Below are 18598 nucleotides of genomic sequence, written 5' to 3'. Positions count from 1 at the left end.
TCAGAACCCTTCAGAACGGCACGTCGTCCGCGCCCGAGATAAAGCGCGCGACCACCTTCTTGACGCCCGCCTTCTCGAACTCGATCTCCAGCTTGTCGCCATCGATGCCGAGGATCGCGCCATAGCCGAATTTCTGGTGAAACACCCGCTCGCCGACCGTGTGCGCGCTCACCGCCTGCGCGTCGATCACCGGCGACCGCGCCTCGCGCGGCTGGGTCATCGGACGCTCGCCCCCGCGCGCCTGAAGCCGTCGCCAGCCGGGCGAGTTGTAGACATTGGCCGCGGCGGCGCGGGTCTCGATCCCTGCGGCGGAGGCGCCATAATTGCCACCGTAAAGGCCCGGCGGGGTCAGCACCTCGACATGCGCCTCGGGCAACTCGTCGATGAAGCGCGAGGGCATTTGTGATTGCCACTGGCCATAGACCCGCCGGTTTCCGGCAAAGGAAATGGTGCAGACTTCCTCGGCGCGGGTGATCCCGACATAGGCCAGCCGCCGCTCCTCCTCGAGGCCCCGCGTGCCGCTCTCATCCATCGAGCGTTGCGAGGGGAAAAGCCCGTCTTCCCAGCCCGGCAGGAAGATCGCGGGAAATTCCAGCCCCTTGGCGGCGTGCAGCGTCATCAGCGTGACCTTCTCGCCCGCCTCGTCGCTCTCGTTATCCATGATGAGCGAGACGTGTTCGAGGAACCCTTGCAGGTTCTCGAACCCTTCCAGCGCCTTGACCAGTTCCTTGAGATTCTCCAGCCGCCCCGGCGCCTCGGGCGTCTTGTCGTTCTGCCACATCTCGGTATAGCCAGATTCGTCGAGGATGATCTCGGCCAGCTCGATATGGCTGATCCCCTCGTCGCCCACCATGCGGCCCCATCGGCCGAGGCTGTCGAGCAGTTTGCCCAGTTCCGCCGCGCCCTTGCCGCTCAGCCCCTGCTGATCGAGCAGTATCCGCGCGCCCTCGACCAGCGGCACGCCGTGTTCGCGCGCCGTCACCTGGATTTTCTGCTGCGCCTTGTCGCCCAGCCCCCGCTTGGGCGTGTTCACGATCCGCTCGAAGGCGAGGTCGTCGGCGGGCGAGACCACCAGCCGGAAATAGGCCATGGCATCGCGGATCTCCATCCGCTCGTAGAAACGCGGGCCCCCGATCACGCGGTACGGCAGGCCGATGGTCAGGAACCGGTCCTCGAAGGCGCGCATCTGGTGCGAGGCGCGCACGAGGATGGCCATGTCATCAAGGCCGAACGCGCGCATCCCCCGCGTGCCGCGCTGCATCGCCTCCACTTCCTCGCCGATCCAGCGCGCCTCTTCCTCGCCGTCCCAATGGCCGATCAGGCGCACCTTCTCGCCCGCCTCCGCCTCGGTCCACAATTCCTTGCCCAGCCGGTCGCGGTTGCCCGCGATCACGCCGGACGCGGCGGCGAGGATATGCGGCGTCGAGCGATAATTCTGCTCCAGCCGGATCACCGCCGCGCCGGGAAAATCCTTCTCGAACCGCAGGATATTGCCCACCTCGGCGCCGCGCCAGCCATAGATCGACTGGTCGTCATCGCCCACGCAGCAGATGTTGCGATGCCCCCCGGCCAAGAGCCGCAGCCAGAGATATTGCGCGACGTTGGTGTCCTGGTACTCGTCCACGAGGATGTATTTGAACCAGCGCTGATACTGCGAGAGCACATCGTCGTGTTTCTGAAAGATCGTCACCACATGCAGCAGCAAGTCGCCGAAATCGACGGCGTTCAGCTCCTTCAACCGCGCCTGGTAGAGCCGGTAGAGTGCGGGGCCCTTGCCGTCATAGGCCGACGCCTCGGAGGCGGGCAGGTTGTCGGGCGTCCACGCGCGGTTCTTCCACTGGTCGATGATCCCCGCCAGCATCCGCGCGGGCCAGCGCTTGTCGTCGATATTGGCGGCCTGCACCAGTTGCTTGAGCAGGCGCAGCTGGTCGTCGGTGTCGAGGATGGTGAAATTCGACCTGAGGTCCACCAGTTCCGCGTGCCGCCGCAAGAGCTTGACGCAAATCGCGTGGAACGTGCCCAGCCACGGCATCCCTTCCACACTCTGCCCCATGAGCTGCGACACGCGCCCTTTCATCTCGCGCGCGGCCTTGTTGGTGAAGGTCACGGCGAGGATTTCATTGGGCCGCGCGCGCCCGGTGTTGAGCAGGTGCACGATCCGCGTCGTGAGCGCCTTGGTCTTGCCGGTTCCCGCGCCCGCCAGCATCAGCACCGGGCCATCGAGCGTTTCGGCGGCGCGGCGCTGTTCGGGGTTCAGATCGTCGAGATAGCGCGCGGGCCGCGCGGCCATCGCGCGCGCCGCAAGGCTCGCACCCTCAAAGGCGTCGGATTCGTCGAATGTGCTCATGCCCCTTGATAGCGCGCCCACCCCCCGAGATAAAGCCCGTGTTCGGGATATGTTCCACAGGCGTTACGGCACTGGACAAGCACGGGAAAACCCGGACAAATGCCGTCCATGAACCTGCACGCAAGATACCCTGCCCTCACCGATTTGCGCACCCGCGCGCGCACCCGTATCCCGCGTTTCGTCTGGGAATATCTCGACAGCGGCACCGGGGTGGAGGCCACCAAGACACGCAACCGGTTGATGCTCGACCGGGTGATGCTCAGCCCCTCGATCCTGCACGGCGAGTTCACGCCCGAGATCGGCACCACGCTCTTGGGGCAGGACCATGCCCTGCCGGTGGGGATCGCGCCGGTGGGCATGTCGGGGATGGTCTGGCCCGATGCCGAGCGGTTGCTTGCGCGCGCCGCCACGGCGACGGGTATTCCCTACACGCTCTCTACCGTGGCGACGACACGCCCCGAGGACGTGGCGCCGCACCTGAACGGTCAGGGCTGGTTCCAGATGTATCCGCCGCGCGACCCGAACATCCGCGCCGACATGCTGAAACGCGCGCGCGACGCCGGGTTCTCGGTGCTGGTGATGACGGTCGATGTGCCGGTGGGCTCGCGGCGCGAACGGCAGGTGCGCTCGGGGCTGACCACACCGCCACGCCTGACGCCGCGGCTGATGGCGCAGGTGGCGCGCTGCCCTGCCTGGGGGCTGGGGATGGCGCGGATGGGCATGCCGCGGATGCCGCTGATCGACGATTACGCCGGGCAGACCAAGGGGCTGCCGTCGAACAAGCACGCAGGCTATCTGCTGCGCACCTCGCCCGACTGGGACTACCTGCGCTGGCTGCGCGAAGCGTGGAACGGGCCGCTCGTCGTCAAGGGCGTGCTGCGCGCCGACGATGCCGCACGGATCGAGGCCGAAGGCGCCGATGCGGTCTGGATATCGAATCACGCAGGCCGCCAGTTCGACGCCGCCCCCGCCACCATCGAGGCGCTGCCCGCGATCCGCGCCGCCACCTCGCTGCCACTGATCCTCGACGGTGGCATCGAGGGCGGGCTCGACATCCTGCGCGCCATCGCTCTCGGCGCGGATTTCGTGATGATGGGGCGGGCCTGGCATTACGCGCTCGGCGCGCTCGGCGAGCGCGGCCCCGCGCATTTCGCCGATATCCTCGCCGAGGATCTGCGCGCCAACATGGGCCAGCTTGGCACAACGCGGCTCGCCGATGTGCGCGACCGGCTGCTCCCGTCCGGGTAGGGCACCCCACCCGCACGGTGAGGAAAAACCCTCGCCCGGCGGATACCGGGAATGCCGGATTGCGCAAACCTTTCACAAATCCTACAAGACGCCAGCGCCGTGCCGCAGCGCGGCAAAGGATCAAAGACCATCGGGGGGAGAGCGCCTATGGCCGAATTCCGGAAAATCCTCATCGCCAACCGTGGCGAGATCGCAATTCGCGTGATGCGCGCGGCCAACGAGCTTGGCAAGCGCACCGTCGCCGTCTTCGCCGAGGAGGACAAGCTCAGCCTCCACCGGTTCAAGGCAGACGAAGCCTATCGCATCGGCGAGGGGATGGGGCCGGTCGCGGCCTACCTGTGCATCGAGGAAATCATCCGCGTGGCCCGCGAGTGCGGCGCCGACGCGATCCACCCCGGCTATGGCCTGCTGTCGGAGAACCCCGATTTCGTCGATGCCTGCGCGGCGGCCGGGATCACGTTCATCGGCCCCAAGGCCGACACCATGCGCGCGCTTGGCGACAAGGCCAGCGCCCGGCACGTCGCCATCGAGGCGGGCGTGCCCGTCATCCCCGCCAGCCACGTCCTCGACGAGGACATGGAGCGCACCCGCGCGGCCGCCGACGAGGTTGGCTATCCGCTGATGCTCAAGGCGTCGTGGGGCGGCGGCGGGCGCGGCATGCGCCCGATCAACAGCGCCGACGAGCTGGAGGAAAAGGTGCTCGAGGGCCGGCGCGAGGCCGAGGCGGCATTCGGTAACGGCGAGGGTTATCTCGAAAAGATGATCCTGCGCGCCCGCCATGTCGAGGTGCAGATCCTCGGCGACAGCCACGGCAACATGTATCACCTCTACGAACGCGACTGCTCGGTCCAGCGCCGCAACCAGAAAGTCGTGGAACGCGCCCCCGCCCCCTACCTGTCAGAGGCGCAGCGCGAGGAACTATGCCAGCTTGGCCATCGCATCTGCAAACACGTCAATTACGAATGCGCGGGCACCGTCGAGTTCCTGATGGACATGGATACCGGCGCTTTCTACTTCATCGAGGTCAACCCGCGCGTGCAGGTCGAGCATACCGTGACCGAAGAGGTCACCGGCATCGACATCGTGCAGGCCCAGATCAAGATCGCCGAGGGCAAGACCCTGACCGAGGCAACCGGCAAGGCGTCGCAATACGACATCACGCTCAACGGCCACGCGCTCCAGACCCGGATCACCACCGAGGATCCGCTCAACAATTTCATCCCCGATTACGGCCGCATCACCGCCTATCGCTCGGCCACCGGCATGGGCATCCGCCTCGACGGCGGCACCGCCTATTCGGGCGGCGTGATCACCCGCTACTATGACAGCCTGCTGACCAAGGTCACTGCCTGGGCACCCACGCCCGAGGCCGCCATCGCCCGGATGGACCGCGCCCTGCGCGAGTTCCGCATCCGCGGCGTCAGCACCAACATCGCCTTCGTCGAGAACCTGCTGAAACACCCGACGTTTCTGAACAACGAGTACACCACCAAGTTCATCGACACGACGCCCGAGCTTTTCAAGTTCACCAAGCGGCGCGACCGGGGCACCAAGGTGCTGACCTATATCGCCGACATCACCGTCAACGGGCACCCCGAGACGACGGGGCGCGCGAAGCCTGCGGATGTAAAGCTGCCCCGCCCCCCCGCGCCGGTGGCCGAGCCCGCGCCCGGCACACGCACCCTGCTGGAGGAAAAGGGCGCCAAGGCGGTGGCCGACTGGATGCTGGCGCAGGACCGGCTGCTCCTGACCGACACCACGATGCGCGACGGGCACCAATCGCTGCTGGCCACCCGGATGCGCTCGATCGACATGATCCGCGTGGCACCCTCCTATGCTGCCAACCTGCCCGACCTGTTCAGCATCGAATGCTGGGGCGGGGCCACGTTCGACGTGGCCTACCGCTTCCTTCAGGAATGCCCGTGGCAGCGCCTGCGCGACCTGCGCGCCAAGATGCCCAACCTGCTCACGCAGATGCTGCTGCGCGCGTCCAACGGGGTGGGTTACACCAACTACCCCGACAACGTGGTGCAGGAATTCGTGCGGCAGGCGGCGGAAACCGGCGTCGACGTGTTCCGCGTCTTCGACAGCCTCAACTGGGTCGAGAACATGCGCGTCGCGATGGACGCGGTGATCGCGAGCGGAAAGATCTGCGAGGGCACGATCTGCTATACCGGCGACATCCTCGACCCGGACCGCGCCAAGTATGACCTGAAATACTACGTCGGCATGGCCCGCGAGCTTCAGGACGCCGGCGCGCATGTGCTGGGGCTCAAGGACATGGCCGGGCTGCTGAAACCGGCCTCGGCCACGGTGCTCGTCAAGGCGCTCAAGGACGAATTGGACATCCCCGTCCACTTCCACACCCACGACACCAGCGGCATCGCGGGCGCCACCATCCTCGCCGCCGCCGAGGCAGGCGTCGATGCCGTGGATGCGGCGATGGACGCCTTCTCTGGCGGCACCTCGCAGCCCTGCCTCGGCTCGATCGTCGCCGCCCTGCGCAATACGCCGCGCGACACGCGACTGCCGCTCGCCCGCATCCGCGAGATTTCCAATTACTGGGAACAGGTGCGCGCGCAATACGTGGCGTTTGAATCGGGGCTTCAGGCCCCCGCCTCCGAGGTCTACCTGCACGAGATGCCGGGCGGTCAGTTCACCAACCTCAAGGCGCAGGCGCGCAGCCTCGGACTCGAGGAAAAATGGCCCGAGGTGGCCCGCACCTATGCCGACGTCAACCAGATGTTCGGCGATATCGTCAAGGTCACGCCTAGCTCCAAGGTGGTGGGCGACATGGCGCTGATGATGGTTTCCCAGGGCCTCACGCGCGCCGATGTCGAGAACCCGGACACGGATGTGGCCTTCCCCGACTCGGTCATCGACATGATGCGCGGCAATCTCGGCCAGCCGCCCGGCGGCTTCCCCGAAACCATCCTGCGCAAGGTGCTCAAGGACGAGCGCCCCAACACCGAGCGCCCGGGCAAGCATCTCGAGCCGGTCGATCTAAAGGCCACGCGCAAGGACGTGGTGGCCCAACTCGAAGGCAAGGAAATCGACAACGAGGACCTCAACGGCTACCTCATGTATCCCAAGGTCTTCCTCGATTACATGGGCCGCCACCGGCAATACGGACCGGTGCGCACCCTGCCCACGCGCACCTTCTTCTACGGGATGGAACCGGGCGAGGAGATCAGCGTCGAGATCGACCCGGGCAAGATCCTCGAGATCCGCCTGCAGACCGTGGGCGAGACCAACCAGGAAGGCGACGTCAAGGTGTTCTTCGAACTCAATGGCCAGCCCCGCGTGATCCGCGTGCCCAACCGGCTGGTGAAATCCCAGACCGCCGCACGCCCCAAGGCCGAACCCGGCAACCCCAACCATATCGGCGCGCCGATGCCCGGCGTGGTCGCGAGCGTCGTGGCAACGGCGGGGAGCAAGGTCTCGGCGGGCGACCTGCTGCTGACCATCGAGGCGATGAAGATGGAGACCGGCATCCACGCCGAGCGCGACGCGGTGGTAAAGGCCGTGCACGTCCAGCCCGGCGGCCAGATCGACGCCAAGGACCTGCTGGTCGAACTGGAGTAATCGCTGCCACCCTCGGGCTCGCCCCGAGGGCCTACGGCACCAACGCACCCGTCATTCTGCGCGCAGTATTTTCATCACAGGCCGCCCCATGCAGAAAATCATCGTGTTCACCGATATCCACCTCGTCCCCGAGGGCGAGACAATCATCGGGCTCGACCCGCTCGCACGATTCGCGCAGGGCATGGCCCACGCGCTCGACCGTCACCCCGATGCCGCGCGCGTGGTGCTGTGCGGCGACCTCACGCACAACGCCGCCCCGCCGGAATACGCCCGGCTGCGCGCGGCGCTAGCCACCTGCCCCCTGCCCGTCTCGCTCATGCTTGGCAACCACGACCGCCGCGCGCCCTTCCTCGGCGCCTTTCCCGATGCCGACCGGATGGAGACGGGCCACATCCAGCATGTCACGGACCTGCCCGGCTATCGCCTGATCTGCCTCGACACGCTCAACGAGGACGCCGACGATACCCATTCCGGCTGGCTCTGCGAGGCACGGCTCGACTGGCTCGACCGGCGGCTGGCCGAGGCCGGCGGGCGGCGGGTCATCGTCTTCGCCCATCACCCGCCGATCGAGTCCGGCTTCAATGGCATGGACCGGATCGGGCTGAGGAACCGCGCCGACCTCGTCGCGCGGCTCAACACGGCGGGCAACGTGGCACAAATCGTGTCGGGCCATATCCACCGCACGATCCAGGGATCGGCGGGCGGTATCCCGGTGGCGATCTTCAAGAGCCCCTGCCACCAGATGCCGATGGCGCTCGGCTACCAGGATTCCAGTCTCTCGATCGCCGAGCCGGGGGCCTATGGCCTGCTCTTGCTGACCGACGAGGGCGTGATCGTGCACAGCGAGGATTTCACCCTGCCCCCGACCGAGGCGCAAACCTACACCTGAGAAAAGGGCCGCGCATGTCGCTCACCGTCACACCGCTCTATGCGGGCCTTCTGGGCCTGTTGTTCGTGATCCTCAGCATCCGGGTTATCACCACACGCTTCGCCGCCCGGGTGACGCTCGGCGATGGCGGCGACAAGATGCTCGCCAAGCGCATCCGCGTCCACGGCAACTTCGCCGAATACGCGCCGATGGGGCTGATCCTGCTGGCGCTTGCGGAATTGCAGGGCGCGCCGCTCTGGGTGGTGCACCTGCTGGGGGTCATGCTGCTCGCGGGGCGGGTGATACACGCCATCGGGCTGGGGCGCACACCGCAGATCATGCTGTTGCGCCGCGCAGGCATGATCCTCACCTTCGCCATGATCGCCATCTCCGCGCTGGCCAGCCTCGGCCACGCGCTGACCTGAACCAGAAGGGAACGATCATGCTCGACTTGCTCGCCGACCCGGCCGTCTGGGCCTCGTTTCTCACCCTTGCCGTGCTCGAAATCGTGCTCGGCATCGACAACGTGATCTTCATCTCCATCGCCGCCGCGAAACTGCCCAAGGAGCAACGCGCCCGCGCGCGGATGCTCGGGCTCACCGGGGCGCTGGTGCTGCGCATCGGGCTGCTCTTCTCGATCACCTGGATCATGGGCCTGTCGGAACCCTTCGCCACGATCCGGGGCTTCGGCCTCTCGTGGCGCGACGTGATCCTGGTCGCGGGCGGGCTGTTCCTGCTCTACAAGGGCGCATCCGAGATTTTCGACGAGGTCGAAGGTAAGGAGCATCACGACACACTCGAGGAAGGCGTGGCCAAGGCCGCCTTTACCGGCGTGATCGTGCAGATCATGATTCTTGACCTCGTGTTCTCCGTCGACTCGGTCATCACCGCCGTGGGCATCGCCGATCACATCGAGGTGATGATCGCCGCCGTGGTCGTGGCGATCGTGGTCATGATGGCCTTCGCCAACCCGATCGGGCGCTTCATCGAGGCGCACCCCTCGACCAAGATGCTGGCGCTCGCCTTCCTGCTGATGGTGGGCATGGCGCTGATGGCCGACGGCTTCCACTTCCACGTCGAGCGCGGCTTCATCTACGCCGCGATGCTCTTTGGCGGCGCGGTCGAGGCGCTCAACCTGGTCCGCCAGAAGCGGCGGCAACGGGGTTGAGCGCGCGGCGGGCTTCCCCGCGTGGAAAAAATCGGCCATGATGCTATCTGGTACTGAGGTCCGGCGCGCAGGGGGACCGCCCGCCGGACGAGGGAGGACCGAGACATGTGCCAACTCTTTGCCGGGCAGGACCCGGACCGCTACACGCTGGAAACCCGCCGCATGCGCCTCAACGGCCAGAGCACGAGCATCCGGCTGGAGAAATCCTTCTGGGAAATCCTCGACGAGATCGCCGCGGGCGAGGGTCTGAGCACCCCCGCCTTCGTGTCCAAACTGCACTCCGAGGTGCTGGAGCTGCACGGCGAGCCCGCCAATTTCACCTCGCTTTTGCGCTGCACCTGCCTCGTCCACCACGAGACCCCGCCGGAGACCCGGGCACAGCAGATCGCGGCGGAGTAAGGGGCGTTCGCACGGCGCTCGTCGACGGGTCGGGGCCCGGACCGTGGGGTTCTGCGGATCGCGACCTTGACGATATTGGCTTCAAGCGAACGGTCAGGGCTTCACCTCGCGCGGGACAAGGCGTGCTTGCACGTCGCCGGGCCGCACCGTCGCACCGGAGGTGCGCCGATGTAGTTGGCACGCCTCTGGCGTGACGCCACGGCCCGCCAATGCGCGGCTTACCGCTATGCGTCCCAACGACGGCTTCAGGCCATCCCCATTCCCCCCTGTAGTAACCCCTTACTACCCACCCCCGCGCCCGCGTTGGTAAACTTTCCAAACCAACTGCAACGTTCCGGAGGGCACGATGGCCAAAGCCATTCACAGCATGATCCGCGTTCTCGACGAGGCGCGGTCGGTTGATTTCTACAAGCGCGCATTCGGCCTCGAGGTGGCCGACCGGCTCGATTTCGAAAACTTCACCCTCGTCTACATGTCCAACGACGAGAGCCCCTTCGAGGTGGAGCTGACCGTCAACAAGGGCCGCACCGAGCCCTATGATCTCGGCGACGGCTATGGCCACCTCGCCGTTCTGGTCGAGGATCTGGAATCCGAGCACGCGCGCTTCACCGACGAGGGCCTCGCGCCGCGCAAGATCGTGGAATTCGCCCCCGACGGCAAACTCGTCGGCAAGTTCTTCTTCGTGGCCGATCCGGACGGCTACGAGATCGAGGTTCTGCAACGGGGCGGGCGGTTCAAATAGGCGCGGGCGCGGCCGGGGAGGGCCGCCCCGTTTCATTCAAGGGAGGAAGACGATGAAAGATATCAGCCAGCAAAGGGGCCTGACGCGGCGCGAGTTGCTCTCGCGCAGCATGGCCGCCGGGGCAAGCTTCGTGGTGGGCGCGGGCTTCGTGGCCAGCCCCGATGCCGCATGGGCGCTCGAGACCAAGGCGCTCCAGCCGCAAACCATGGCCACGCTCATCCAGATGGCGCGCGACATCTACCCGCACGACCACGTGGGCGACGAATACTACGCCATCGCGGTCAAGGGCTACGACGACGCAGAGGTCGCCGACACCGTTGAGGCGGGCATCGCCGCGCTCGACGCCGCGGCACAAGGCAAGGGCCACGCCGATTATCTCAGCGTCGGATGGGAGCGCGACCGCGTCGACATCCTGCGCGGGATGGAGGACAGCGCCTTCTTCCAGCAGGTGCGCGGCGGGCTCGTGACCGGGCTTTATAACCAGAAAGCGGTCTGGCCCCTCTTCGGCTACGAGGGCGAGTCCTATTCCAAGGGCGGCTACATCGACCGCGGCTTCGACGACATCACCTGGCTCTGAGCCATAGCCATCAAGGGAGGAAAGACTATGGCTGCACCTTTTGACATGAACGACGACAATGTGATCGTCGTCATCGGCACCGGCGCCGGCGGCGGCGTGCTATCGAATGAACTGGCGCAACGCGGCGTGTCCGTCGTGGCGCTCGAGGCGGGCGGACGCTACCTGCCCGAGGATTACGTCAACGACGAATGGGAAAGCTTCGGGCAACTCGCCTGGCTCGACCCCCGCACCACCTCGGGCGACTGGCGCGTGGCGCGCGATTTCTCGGGGCTTCCGGCCTGGATCGTCAAGGCCGTGGGCGGCACCACCACCCACTGGGCAGGCGCGTCCCTGCGGTTTCAGGACCATGAATGGAAGGCGGCGACGAACTACGGCGACGTGCAGGGCGCCAACCTCGCAGACTGGCCGATCGACGGCGACGAGATGGCCCCCTGGTACGACAAGGCCGAGAAGAAACTGGGCGTGACCCGCACCAACGGGCTGCCCGGCCTGCCCGGCTGCAACAATTACAAGGTGTTCGAGGCGGGCGCAAAGGCGCTCGGCTACAAGGAGGTCCATACCGGCCGCATGGCCATCAACTCCGAGGAATATGACGGGCGCATGGCCTGCCAGCAGACCGGGTTCTGCTTCCAGGGCTGCAAATGGGGCGCGAAATGGTCGGCGGCCTACACCGATATTCCGCGCGGCGAGGCCACCGGCAATCTCGAAGTGCGCGAAAAGGCGCATGTCGCACGCATCCTGCACGATGACAGCGGCAAGGTCACGGGCGTGGAGTATTTCGACGCCGACGGCAATCTCCAGATGCAGAAGGCGCGCGCGGTCTGCGTCGCGGGCAATTCCTTCGAATCGCCCCGCCTTCTGCTGAATTCCGCCTCGTCGATGTTCCCCGACGGGCTCGCCAATTCGTCGGGCCAGGTCGGGCGCAACTACATGCGCCACATGACCGGCTCGGTCTACGGCGTGTTCGAACAGCCGGTGAAGATGTGGCGCGGCACCACGATGGCGGGCATCATCCAGGACGAGGCGCGCCACGATCCCTCGCGCGGATTCGTCGGCGGGTACGAGCTGGAAACGCTGTCACTGGGCCTGCCCTTCATGGCGGCGTTCCTCGATCCCGGCGCGTGGGGGCGCGAGTTCACCACCGCGCTCGACGCGTATGAGAACATGGCCGGCATGTGGATCGTCGGCGAGGACATGCCGCAGGAAACCAACCGCGTCACCCTCAACCACGACGTCACCGACCAGCACGGCCTGCCGGTGGCGAATGTGCATTTCGACGATCACCCCAACGATGTCGCGATGCGCGCCCACGCATACGAGCGCGGCGCGGCAATCTATGACGCGGTGGGCGCCACGCGCACCTTCCCGACGCCGCCCTATCCCTCGACCCACAACCTCGGGACCAACCGCATGTCCGAGAACCCGCGCGACGGGGTCGTAAACAAGTGGGGACAGACCCACGACATCGCCAACCTCTTCGTCTCGGACGGGTCGCAATTCACCACCGGCGCGGCGGAGAACCCGACGCTCACCATCGTCGCCCTCGCCATCCGGCAGGCCGACCACATCGCCGGAGAGCTGTCGCGCGGCAACCTCTGAACGCCGCCCTCCCCCGGCGCCTTCCTCTCCCCAAGAGCGCCGGGGGAAACGCGGCTCGGGGGCGGGGCAGGAATGGCCTGTTGCTGACCTTCCGAGCAACGCCCCGCGCGGAATCGAGGCGCGGAACGCGCCGCCGCGCGAGCGCCCGACCGCCCCCCGGGCGGGCGCTATTCAACCTCTCAAGTTGTTGATAACGAAGGAGTATGCCGCACCATAAAGTACATCAACCAATCGTCGGAACGCCCACCCGCGGTCGGTCGCTCGCGCGGCTCATCCCAACGACCGCTCCAGGCGCTCATCACCCCTACCCTTTCGGCAGATACGAGATCGCTCCGGCAATATCGGTGTCGTCGATCACCCAGAAATGCCCCTCGCTGCCCGCTTGCCGCGCCTCGGCCAGCGGCGCATAATCGGCATCCCCGGCAAACGCGCGCGCCGCCTCCGCCGACGGAAACTCGATCAGCGCGATCAGCGTGGTATCCGGTGCCTCCCCCTCCAGCGTCTCGATGTTGGCGCTCCGCGACAGATACCGCCCGCCATGCTTGGCGGCGATATGGTGGGTTCTGGCCGCATATTCGGGCACCCAGGCGTCATCGGTGATCTTGACCGGTGCCGCCGGGAACCCGACGCTCGCCATCCGGCGGGCCGACCACATCGCCGGAGAGCTGTCGCGCGGCAACCTCTGAACGCCGCCCTCCCCCGGCGCCTTCCTCTTCTCCCCAAGAGCGCCGAGGGAGCCTTCAGCGCCCCTCGCGGGCATGCCGTGACAGCCGGGCCGCGTGGTGCGTCACGCGCACCAGCCAGCGCAGCGCATCGGTGCGCTCGAACACCTCGGCCACGGCCACAAGGCCCACATGTTCCTGCAACAACACGCCGCGGCGATAACGACGCCCGCGGCGCTCGATAAGGTCCACCAGCCGTTCGCGCATCCGGTCCTGACGAAGCGCGGCGGCGACCACGGCCACCTCGCGGGCGAGCCGCGTCTCCTGCCGCAGGGTGGCGAGACGATCGCGCTGCCCGCACCGCCCCAACAGCCGCTGGAAATGGTCGATCTGATGCAGCAGCGCGGCGTGGCGCGCCGCGTCGTCGGCGCGGTCCCGCGCGATGCGCACCTGCGACAGGAACGTGCCAAGCGCGGCCACCGCCTCGCGCCCCTGCACCGTGATCGACGACAGCGCCCGCAGGTCTCCCTCCGGCCCCAGTGCCCCCGCCAGCGCCGCAAACAGCTTGCGCCGCAGCCGGTCGGCCACCGCCTGCGCGGCATCGAGCGCCGCGCCCTCGTCGGCCAGCAGCCGCCGATCCAGCCCCTCGGCCAGCGGCACCGGGCGCTCCGGCACCAGCCGCTCCACCAGCGCGGCAAAGTGCTGCGTCAGCGGCAGGAACACCGCCGCACCGATCAGGTTGAACCCGGTGTGAAACAGCACCAGCGCCGTCTGGTCATCCGCGCCCAGCCACGCGCCATGCAGCAGCGGCGTGACCAGGTCGAGCAGCGGAAACGCCAAGGCCGCCGTGGCGATATTGAACAGCAGGTTCGCCAACGCCGTCATTCGCATCGCGCGCCCGCCGCCCAGCGAGGCCAGCAGCCCCGTCGCCGTCGTGCCCATGTTGAAGCCGATCACCAGCGCCGCCGCCTGCGCAAAGCCCAGCGCCCCCGCGCCCAGCAGCACCAGCACCAGCGCCAGCGCCGTCGAGGAGGACTGGATCAGCGCCACGATCCCCGCCCCGATCAGCACCAGCAGGAACCGCCCGCCCCAGCCATCCCCCGGCAGCACCTCCGGCGACAGCCACGCGCCGAGCCCGCCCGTCGCCGCCTGCATCATGTCCAGCCCGATGAACAGCAGGCAGAACCCGGCCAGCCCGCGCCCGGCCCGCGCCACACGCTCCCGCCCAAGCAGGATCAGCATGGCGGCGACAAAGAGCAGCGGCAGCGCCAGCGTCCCCAGCTTGAGCTTCAGCCCGAGGACCATGACGATCCAGCCGGTCATCGTGGTGCCGATATTGGCCCCGTAGAGCACGCCCAGGGACGCGCCAAAGCTCAGGATACCCGCGCCGACCGCGCCGATGGTGATGAGCGAGACGGCGGTGGAGGACTGGATCACCGCCGTGGCCGCCGCCCCCGTCGCCACGCCGCGCAAGGGCGAGGCGGTCAGCCGCACCAGCGCCTGCCGCAACTCGCGCCCCGCCACCTGGCGCAGCGCGTCGGTCATGATTTCCATGCCCAGCAGGAACAGCCCGACCCCGCCAAGCCCGGTTACGATATCGTTCACCATCTCGGTTCCCTGCCCCGTGCCAGAATGCGCCGGGGCCGATGGATTGACAAGCGGCACGGGCGGCTGGCGCGTTTCGAATTTTCTGCGCCGCGCCTGCAATTTTCCTCTTGCAGCCCCAGCCGAGGCTTTGTATCTCCCACCTCACCCAAGGACGCGGGCGTAGCTCAGGGGTAGAGCATTACCTTGCCAAGGTAAGGGTCGAGAGTTCGAATCTCTTCGCCCGCTCCATTTTTCCCAAGACCACATCACGGGATTTACGGGGCGTACCGCCCTGCCCGGTCGGCGCTTGCCCCTTTCGCGCGGGCGCGGCCCGCAGTATAGAGCACCCACGCAATAGCGGAGGCCCCATGCGCAACGCCCGGATCACCCGAAAGACCGCCGAGACCGATATCACCGTCGAGATCGCGCTCGACGGCACCGGTAGCTACGACAACCGTACCGGCGTCGGCTTCTTCGATCACATGCTCGACCAGTTGGCACGCCACGCGCTGATCGACATGACCGTGGCTTGCAAGGGCGATCTGCATATCGACGATCACCACACCGTCGAGGACGTCGGCATCGCCCTCGGGCAGGCGCTCTCCCACGCCATCGGCGACAAGCGCGGCATCCGCCGCTACGGGGCTTGCCTGCTGCCGATGGACGACGCGCTCGTGCGCGCCGCCCTCGACCTGTCGGGACGGCCCTATCTGGTGTGGAACATGGACCTGCCCACCGCGAAAATCGGCACGTTCGATTGCGAACTCGTGCGCGAATTCTTCCAGGCGTTCAGCACCCATGGCGGCATCACCCTCCATGTCGAGACGCTCGCGGGGATCAACAGCCACCACATGGCCGAGGCCGCCTTCAAGGCCGTCGCCCGCGCCCTGCGCGACGCGATGGAGAGCGACCCGCGCAAATCCGACGCGATCCCCTCCACCAAGGGCAGCTTGTAAATAATGACCACCGTCATCGTCGATTACGAGAGCGGCAACCTGCACTCGGCCCAAAAGGCGTTTCAGCGCATGGCGCGCGAGACGGGGACTGGCGAGGTCATCGTCACCGCCGACCCCGATACCATCCGCCACGCGGACCGGATCGTGCTGCCCGGTGACGGGGCTTTCCCCGCCTGCCGCCGCGAACTCTACGATCATCGCGGCGTCTTTGAGGCGATCGAGGACGCGGTCACGCGGGCGGGCCGCCCCTTCCTCGGCATCTGCATCGGCATGCAGATGCTGGCCACGCGCGGGATGGAATACGGCGAAACCCCCGGTTTCGACTGGATCGGCGGCACGGTCGAGGCGATCACCCCCGCCGACCCCGCGCTCAAGGTGCCGCACATGGGCTGGAACGATCTGGTCATCGACCACGCCCACCCGGTGCTCGCCGGGATCGCGACAGGCGATCACGCCTATTTCGTGCATTCCTTCCATTTCCGCGTGGACGACCCCGCCCATCTCGTGGCGCATGTGGATTATGGCGCGCGCGTCACCGCCATCGTCGGGCGCGACACCATCCTCGGCACGCAGTTCCACCCCGAGAAGAGCCAGGCCACCGGCTTGCGCCTCATCGCCAATTTCCTGCGCTGGCGGCCCTGAATGGCCGTGGACACGGCACCAGACCTACTCCCCGCGATCCTCCAAGAGATCGCGGCAGAGGCCCGCGCCAGCCGCGACCGCGGCAAGGTGGCCGACTACATCCCCGAACTCGCCGCCATCGACCCCGATCAATTCGCCATCGCCATCGCGCGGCCCGGACAGCCCACGCTGACGGCGGGCGACGCGGCTGTGCCGTTCTCGATCCAGTCGGTCTCCAAGCTGTTCATGCTGGCACTCGCCCTGGGTCGGCTCGGCGACCGTTTGTGGAATCGCGTCGGGCGCGAGCCCTCGGGCCATTCCTTCGACTCCATGCTGCTGCTGGAACTGGAGAAGGGCCGCCCGCGCAACCCGTTCATCAACGCGGGCGCCATCGTGACCACCGATGCCGTGCTCGAAGGCGCCACCCCGCGCGAGGCGCTGGGCGCGCTCCTGCGCTTCATTCGCGCGGCGGCGGGGGACGAGGCAATCCATATCAATGACCGCGTGGCCGCCTCCGAGACCACTACCGGCCACCGCAATTTCGCGCTCGCCCACTACCTGCGCTCGCATGGCAACCTCAGCAACCCACCCGAGATGACATTGGGAACCTATTTCCACCAATGCGCGGTCGAGATGACCTGCACGCAACTCGCCAATGCCGGGCTCTTTCTGGTGGGCGGCGCGGGCGCCCCCCGCCTCGTGTCACAGGCCCGCATCCGCCGCATCAACGCGCTGATGATGACTTGCGGGCATTACGACGGGTCGGGCGATTACGCCTTTCGCGTGGGCCTGCCGGGCAAGAGCGGCGTGGGCGGCGGGATTCTGACCATCGTGCCGGGGGTGGCGTCGGTCGCGGTGTGGTCGCCGGGGCTCAACCACTACGGCAATTCCCACCTCGGCACACAGGCGATGGAACGGCTGGCCGCGCGCACCGGCTGGTCGGTCTTCGGGCCGGATGGCGGGGTCTGAAAGGCCGCACGCAACGCTGTGAGCGGACCTTGATGCGCTGGTGCCTGACACCCGGCACACTGTGCCAAGTGGTGGTCTGGCGTGACATGCTGCGGACATGCGGCTAGGCGCGCGTCGCGGATGGCCTGGAGGGGACGTTGCCGTCTGGTCCCGGCGCGGAATCAAGGCCGAAGGCCGCCGCGCCATCGCCTGTCCGCCCCCCGGACAGGCGATTTGGCTAAGCTAGCGCGCCGATTGCATGTTTTTCGGGAAAGCAGAAATAAAGTGCCCTGAACAGCCGTTGGATCGCCTGCCCGCGGACATGCGATGGCGCGGCTCACTGCAACGTCCGCTCCAGGCCAGACCCAGCCCCTGTACACTACCGCGCCCACAGTTTCGGCTCGGCCATCTCCAGGGAATTCCCCGCCGGATCGCGGAAATAGATCGAGCGCGCACCGTTCGGCCAGTGGAAATCCGCCTCGATCTCCACCCCCGCCGCCTCCAGCCGCGCGCGCCACGCGTCGAGCGCCGCGCCGTCCACCGCGAAACAGAAATGCCCCGGCCCCTGCGCGCCATGCGGCGGCACCGGCATATCGGGGTTCGAGGGCGGCTTGCACGTCTCCCCGGGGTTGAAGATCAGCAGCACGCCCTCGCCCACGCGATAGAAAACGTGCCGCGCGCCCACCCGGACGACCCGTTCCAGCCCCAGCACCCCGCCATAGAACCGCTCCGCCGCGTCCAGGTCGGCGGCATAGAGCGCGGCTTCGAGAATGGCGGGCGCGGGCGCGGCGGGCAGGTCGGTGTCACTCATGCCGCCATCATAGCGCGGCGCGGCGGCGCGCGAAACCGCGCGGCGCTCACTGCATCTTGCGCCAGGTGCCCCCGTCGCGGCAGATGAACATCACGCAGCCGCTGACCTCAAGGCGCTCGCCCTTCAGTTCCAGCTTGGAATTGTAGGTCTTGTCGCGGTCGGGGCTGTAGACCTTGCCCTTGTATTCGCCGCCGCCCACGGGGACCGTCTCGGAGATGATATTGCGCCCGATATGGTCGCTTTGCGTCTCGTTGCCGTTTTCGTCGTAGGACTTCACCAGCTTGCCGCACAGCTTGTTGCCGCAGGGGGCCACCTGGATGAGGCCGAAATGCCCGTTGTCATCCTTGGCCGTCTGCCACATGCCCAGAAGCGGCTCGGCAGACGCCATTCCCGCCCCAAGGCCCAGAACGGCCGCCATCATCACCAGTTTACGCATCTCGTCTCCTCCCTGAGATATCGCGCAAAACCTGAGCCCAAGGC

Annotated in this window: 17 protein-coding genes and 1 tRNA gene; 13 read left to right on the top strand and 5 right to left on the bottom strand. The window is 67.1% G+C overall.

Going from position 1 to position 18598, the window contains the following annotated elements:
- Window positions 1–10 precede the first annotated feature (10 nt).
- Window positions 11–2347 (bottom strand): ATP-dependent helicase, encoded by a 2337-nt coding sequence (locus CRJ03_RS03500; protein WP_104017535.1) that lies wholly within the window; start codon window positions 2345–2347, stop codon window positions 11–13.
- A 99-nt stretch (window positions 2348–2446) separates the two neighbouring features.
- Between CRJ03_RS03500 and CRJ03_RS03495 the strand changes: the two genes are divergently transcribed.
- The 9 genes from CRJ03_RS03495 (at window position 2447) to CRJ03_RS03455 (ending at window position 12533) form a co-directional block, all read left to right on the top strand.
- The gene (locus CRJ03_RS03495) at window positions 2447–3595 is read left to right on the top strand and encodes an alpha-hydroxy acid oxidase (protein WP_104017534.1); all 1149 of its coding nucleotides are present in this window, start codon (window positions 2447–2449) and stop codon (window positions 3593–3595) included.
- A gap of 147 nt (window positions 3596–3742) precedes the next feature.
- Window positions 3743–7180: a pyruvate carboxylase gene (locus CRJ03_RS03490; RefSeq protein ID WP_104017533.1), complete on the top strand. Its 3438-nt coding sequence runs from the start codon at window positions 3743–3745 to the stop codon at window positions 7178–7180.
- An 88-nt stretch (window positions 7181–7268) separates the two neighbouring features.
- The gene (locus CRJ03_RS03485; protein ID WP_104017532.1) at window positions 7269–8069 is read left to right on the top strand and encodes a phosphodiesterase; all 801 of its coding nucleotides are present in this window, start codon (window positions 7269–7271) and stop codon (window positions 8067–8069) included.
- A 14-nt stretch (window positions 8070–8083) separates the two neighbouring features.
- Window positions 8084–8473, top strand: a complete 390-nt coding sequence (locus tag CRJ03_RS03480) for an MAPEG family protein (RefSeq protein WP_104017531.1) — start codon at window positions 8084–8086, stop codon at window positions 8471–8473.
- Between the two features lie 17 nt (window positions 8474–8490).
- Complete coding sequence (locus CRJ03_RS03475; RefSeq protein ID WP_104017530.1) at window positions 8491–9216, top strand: TerC family protein; 726 nt, start codon at window positions 8491–8493, stop codon at window positions 9214–9216.
- Between the two features lie 105 nt (window positions 9217–9321).
- Window positions 9322–9615, top strand: coding sequence for a ribbon-helix-helix domain-containing protein (locus tag CRJ03_RS03470; protein WP_104017529.1), 294 nt, complete (start codon window positions 9322–9324; stop codon window positions 9613–9615).
- A gap of 346 nt (window positions 9616–9961) precedes the next feature.
- Window positions 9962–10357: a VOC family protein gene (locus CRJ03_RS03465; protein WP_104017528.1), complete on the top strand. Its 396-nt coding sequence runs from the start codon at window positions 9962–9964 to the stop codon at window positions 10355–10357.
- A 52-nt stretch (window positions 10358–10409) separates the two neighbouring features.
- Entirely contained in the window at window positions 10410–10934 is a 525-nt protein-coding gene (locus CRJ03_RS03460) for a Twin-arginine translocation pathway signal (RefSeq protein WP_104017527.1), read from the top strand.
- A gap of 27 nt (window positions 10935–10961) precedes the next feature.
- Window positions 10962–12533 carry a GMC family oxidoreductase gene (locus CRJ03_RS03455; RefSeq protein ID WP_104017526.1) on the top strand — a complete coding sequence of 524 codons (1572 nt, stop codon included), beginning with the start codon at window positions 10962–10964 and terminating at the stop codon, window positions 12531–12533.
- A 304-nt stretch (window positions 12534–12837) separates the two neighbouring features.
- Here the strand turns inward: CRJ03_RS03455 and CRJ03_RS03450 are convergent, their stop codons facing one another.
- Window positions 12838–13188, bottom strand: coding sequence for a DUF1330 domain-containing protein (locus CRJ03_RS03450; protein ID WP_240611540.1), 351 nt, complete (start codon window positions 13186–13188; stop codon window positions 12838–12840).
- An 85-nt stretch (window positions 13189–13273) separates the two neighbouring features.
- Window positions 13274–14803: a Na/Pi cotransporter family protein gene (locus tag CRJ03_RS03445; protein ID WP_129590226.1), complete on the bottom strand. Its 1530-nt coding sequence runs from the start codon at window positions 14801–14803 to the stop codon at window positions 13274–13276.
- 153 nt (window positions 14804–14956) lie between these two features.
- On the opposite strand from CRJ03_RS03445, the gene CRJ03_RS03440 reads away from it, so the two are divergent.
- The 4 genes from CRJ03_RS03440 (at window position 14957) to CRJ03_RS03425 (ending at window position 17328) form a co-directional block, all read left to right on the top strand.
- Window positions 14957–15031: transfer RNA gene (locus CRJ03_RS03440), tRNA-Gly, on the top strand.
- 119 nt (window positions 15032–15150) lie between these two features.
- Complete coding sequence (gene hisB / locus CRJ03_RS03435; RefSeq protein WP_104017524.1) at window positions 15151–15738, top strand: imidazoleglycerol-phosphate dehydratase HisB; 588 nt, start codon at window positions 15151–15153, stop codon at window positions 15736–15738.
- Between the two features lie 3 nt (window positions 15739–15741).
- Entirely contained in the window at window positions 15742–16380 is a 639-nt protein-coding gene (gene hisH, locus CRJ03_RS03430) for an imidazole glycerol phosphate synthase subunit HisH (protein ID WP_104017523.1), read from the top strand.
- Window positions 16381–17328: a glutaminase gene (locus CRJ03_RS03425; RefSeq protein ID WP_104017522.1), complete on the top strand. Its 948-nt coding sequence runs from the start codon at window positions 16381–16383 to the stop codon at window positions 17326–17328. It begins immediately after the preceding gene.
- Between the two features lie 358 nt (window positions 17329–17686).
- Here CRJ03_RS03425 and CRJ03_RS03420 read toward each other — a convergent pair whose 3' ends face one another.
- Window positions 17687–18118 (bottom strand): VOC family protein, encoded by a 432-nt coding sequence (locus tag CRJ03_RS03420; protein WP_104017521.1) that lies wholly within the window; start codon window positions 18116–18118, stop codon window positions 17687–17689.
- Between the two features lie 46 nt (window positions 18119–18164).
- Complete coding sequence (locus tag CRJ03_RS03415) at window positions 18165–18554, bottom strand: DUF2147 domain-containing protein (protein ID WP_104017520.1); 390 nt, start codon at window positions 18552–18554, stop codon at window positions 18165–18167.
- Window positions 18555–18598: the final 44 nt, after the last annotated feature.

The sequence above is a fragment of the Roseovarius nitratireducens genome, from assembly GCF_002925845.1.
Taxonomy (GTDB): Bacteria; Pseudomonadota; Alphaproteobacteria; order Rhodobacterales; family Rhodobacteraceae; genus Roseovarius; species Roseovarius nitratireducens.
The sequence above is the reverse complement of the archived record's forward strand: the minus strand, read 5'-3'. Positions and strand labels throughout refer to the sequence as shown.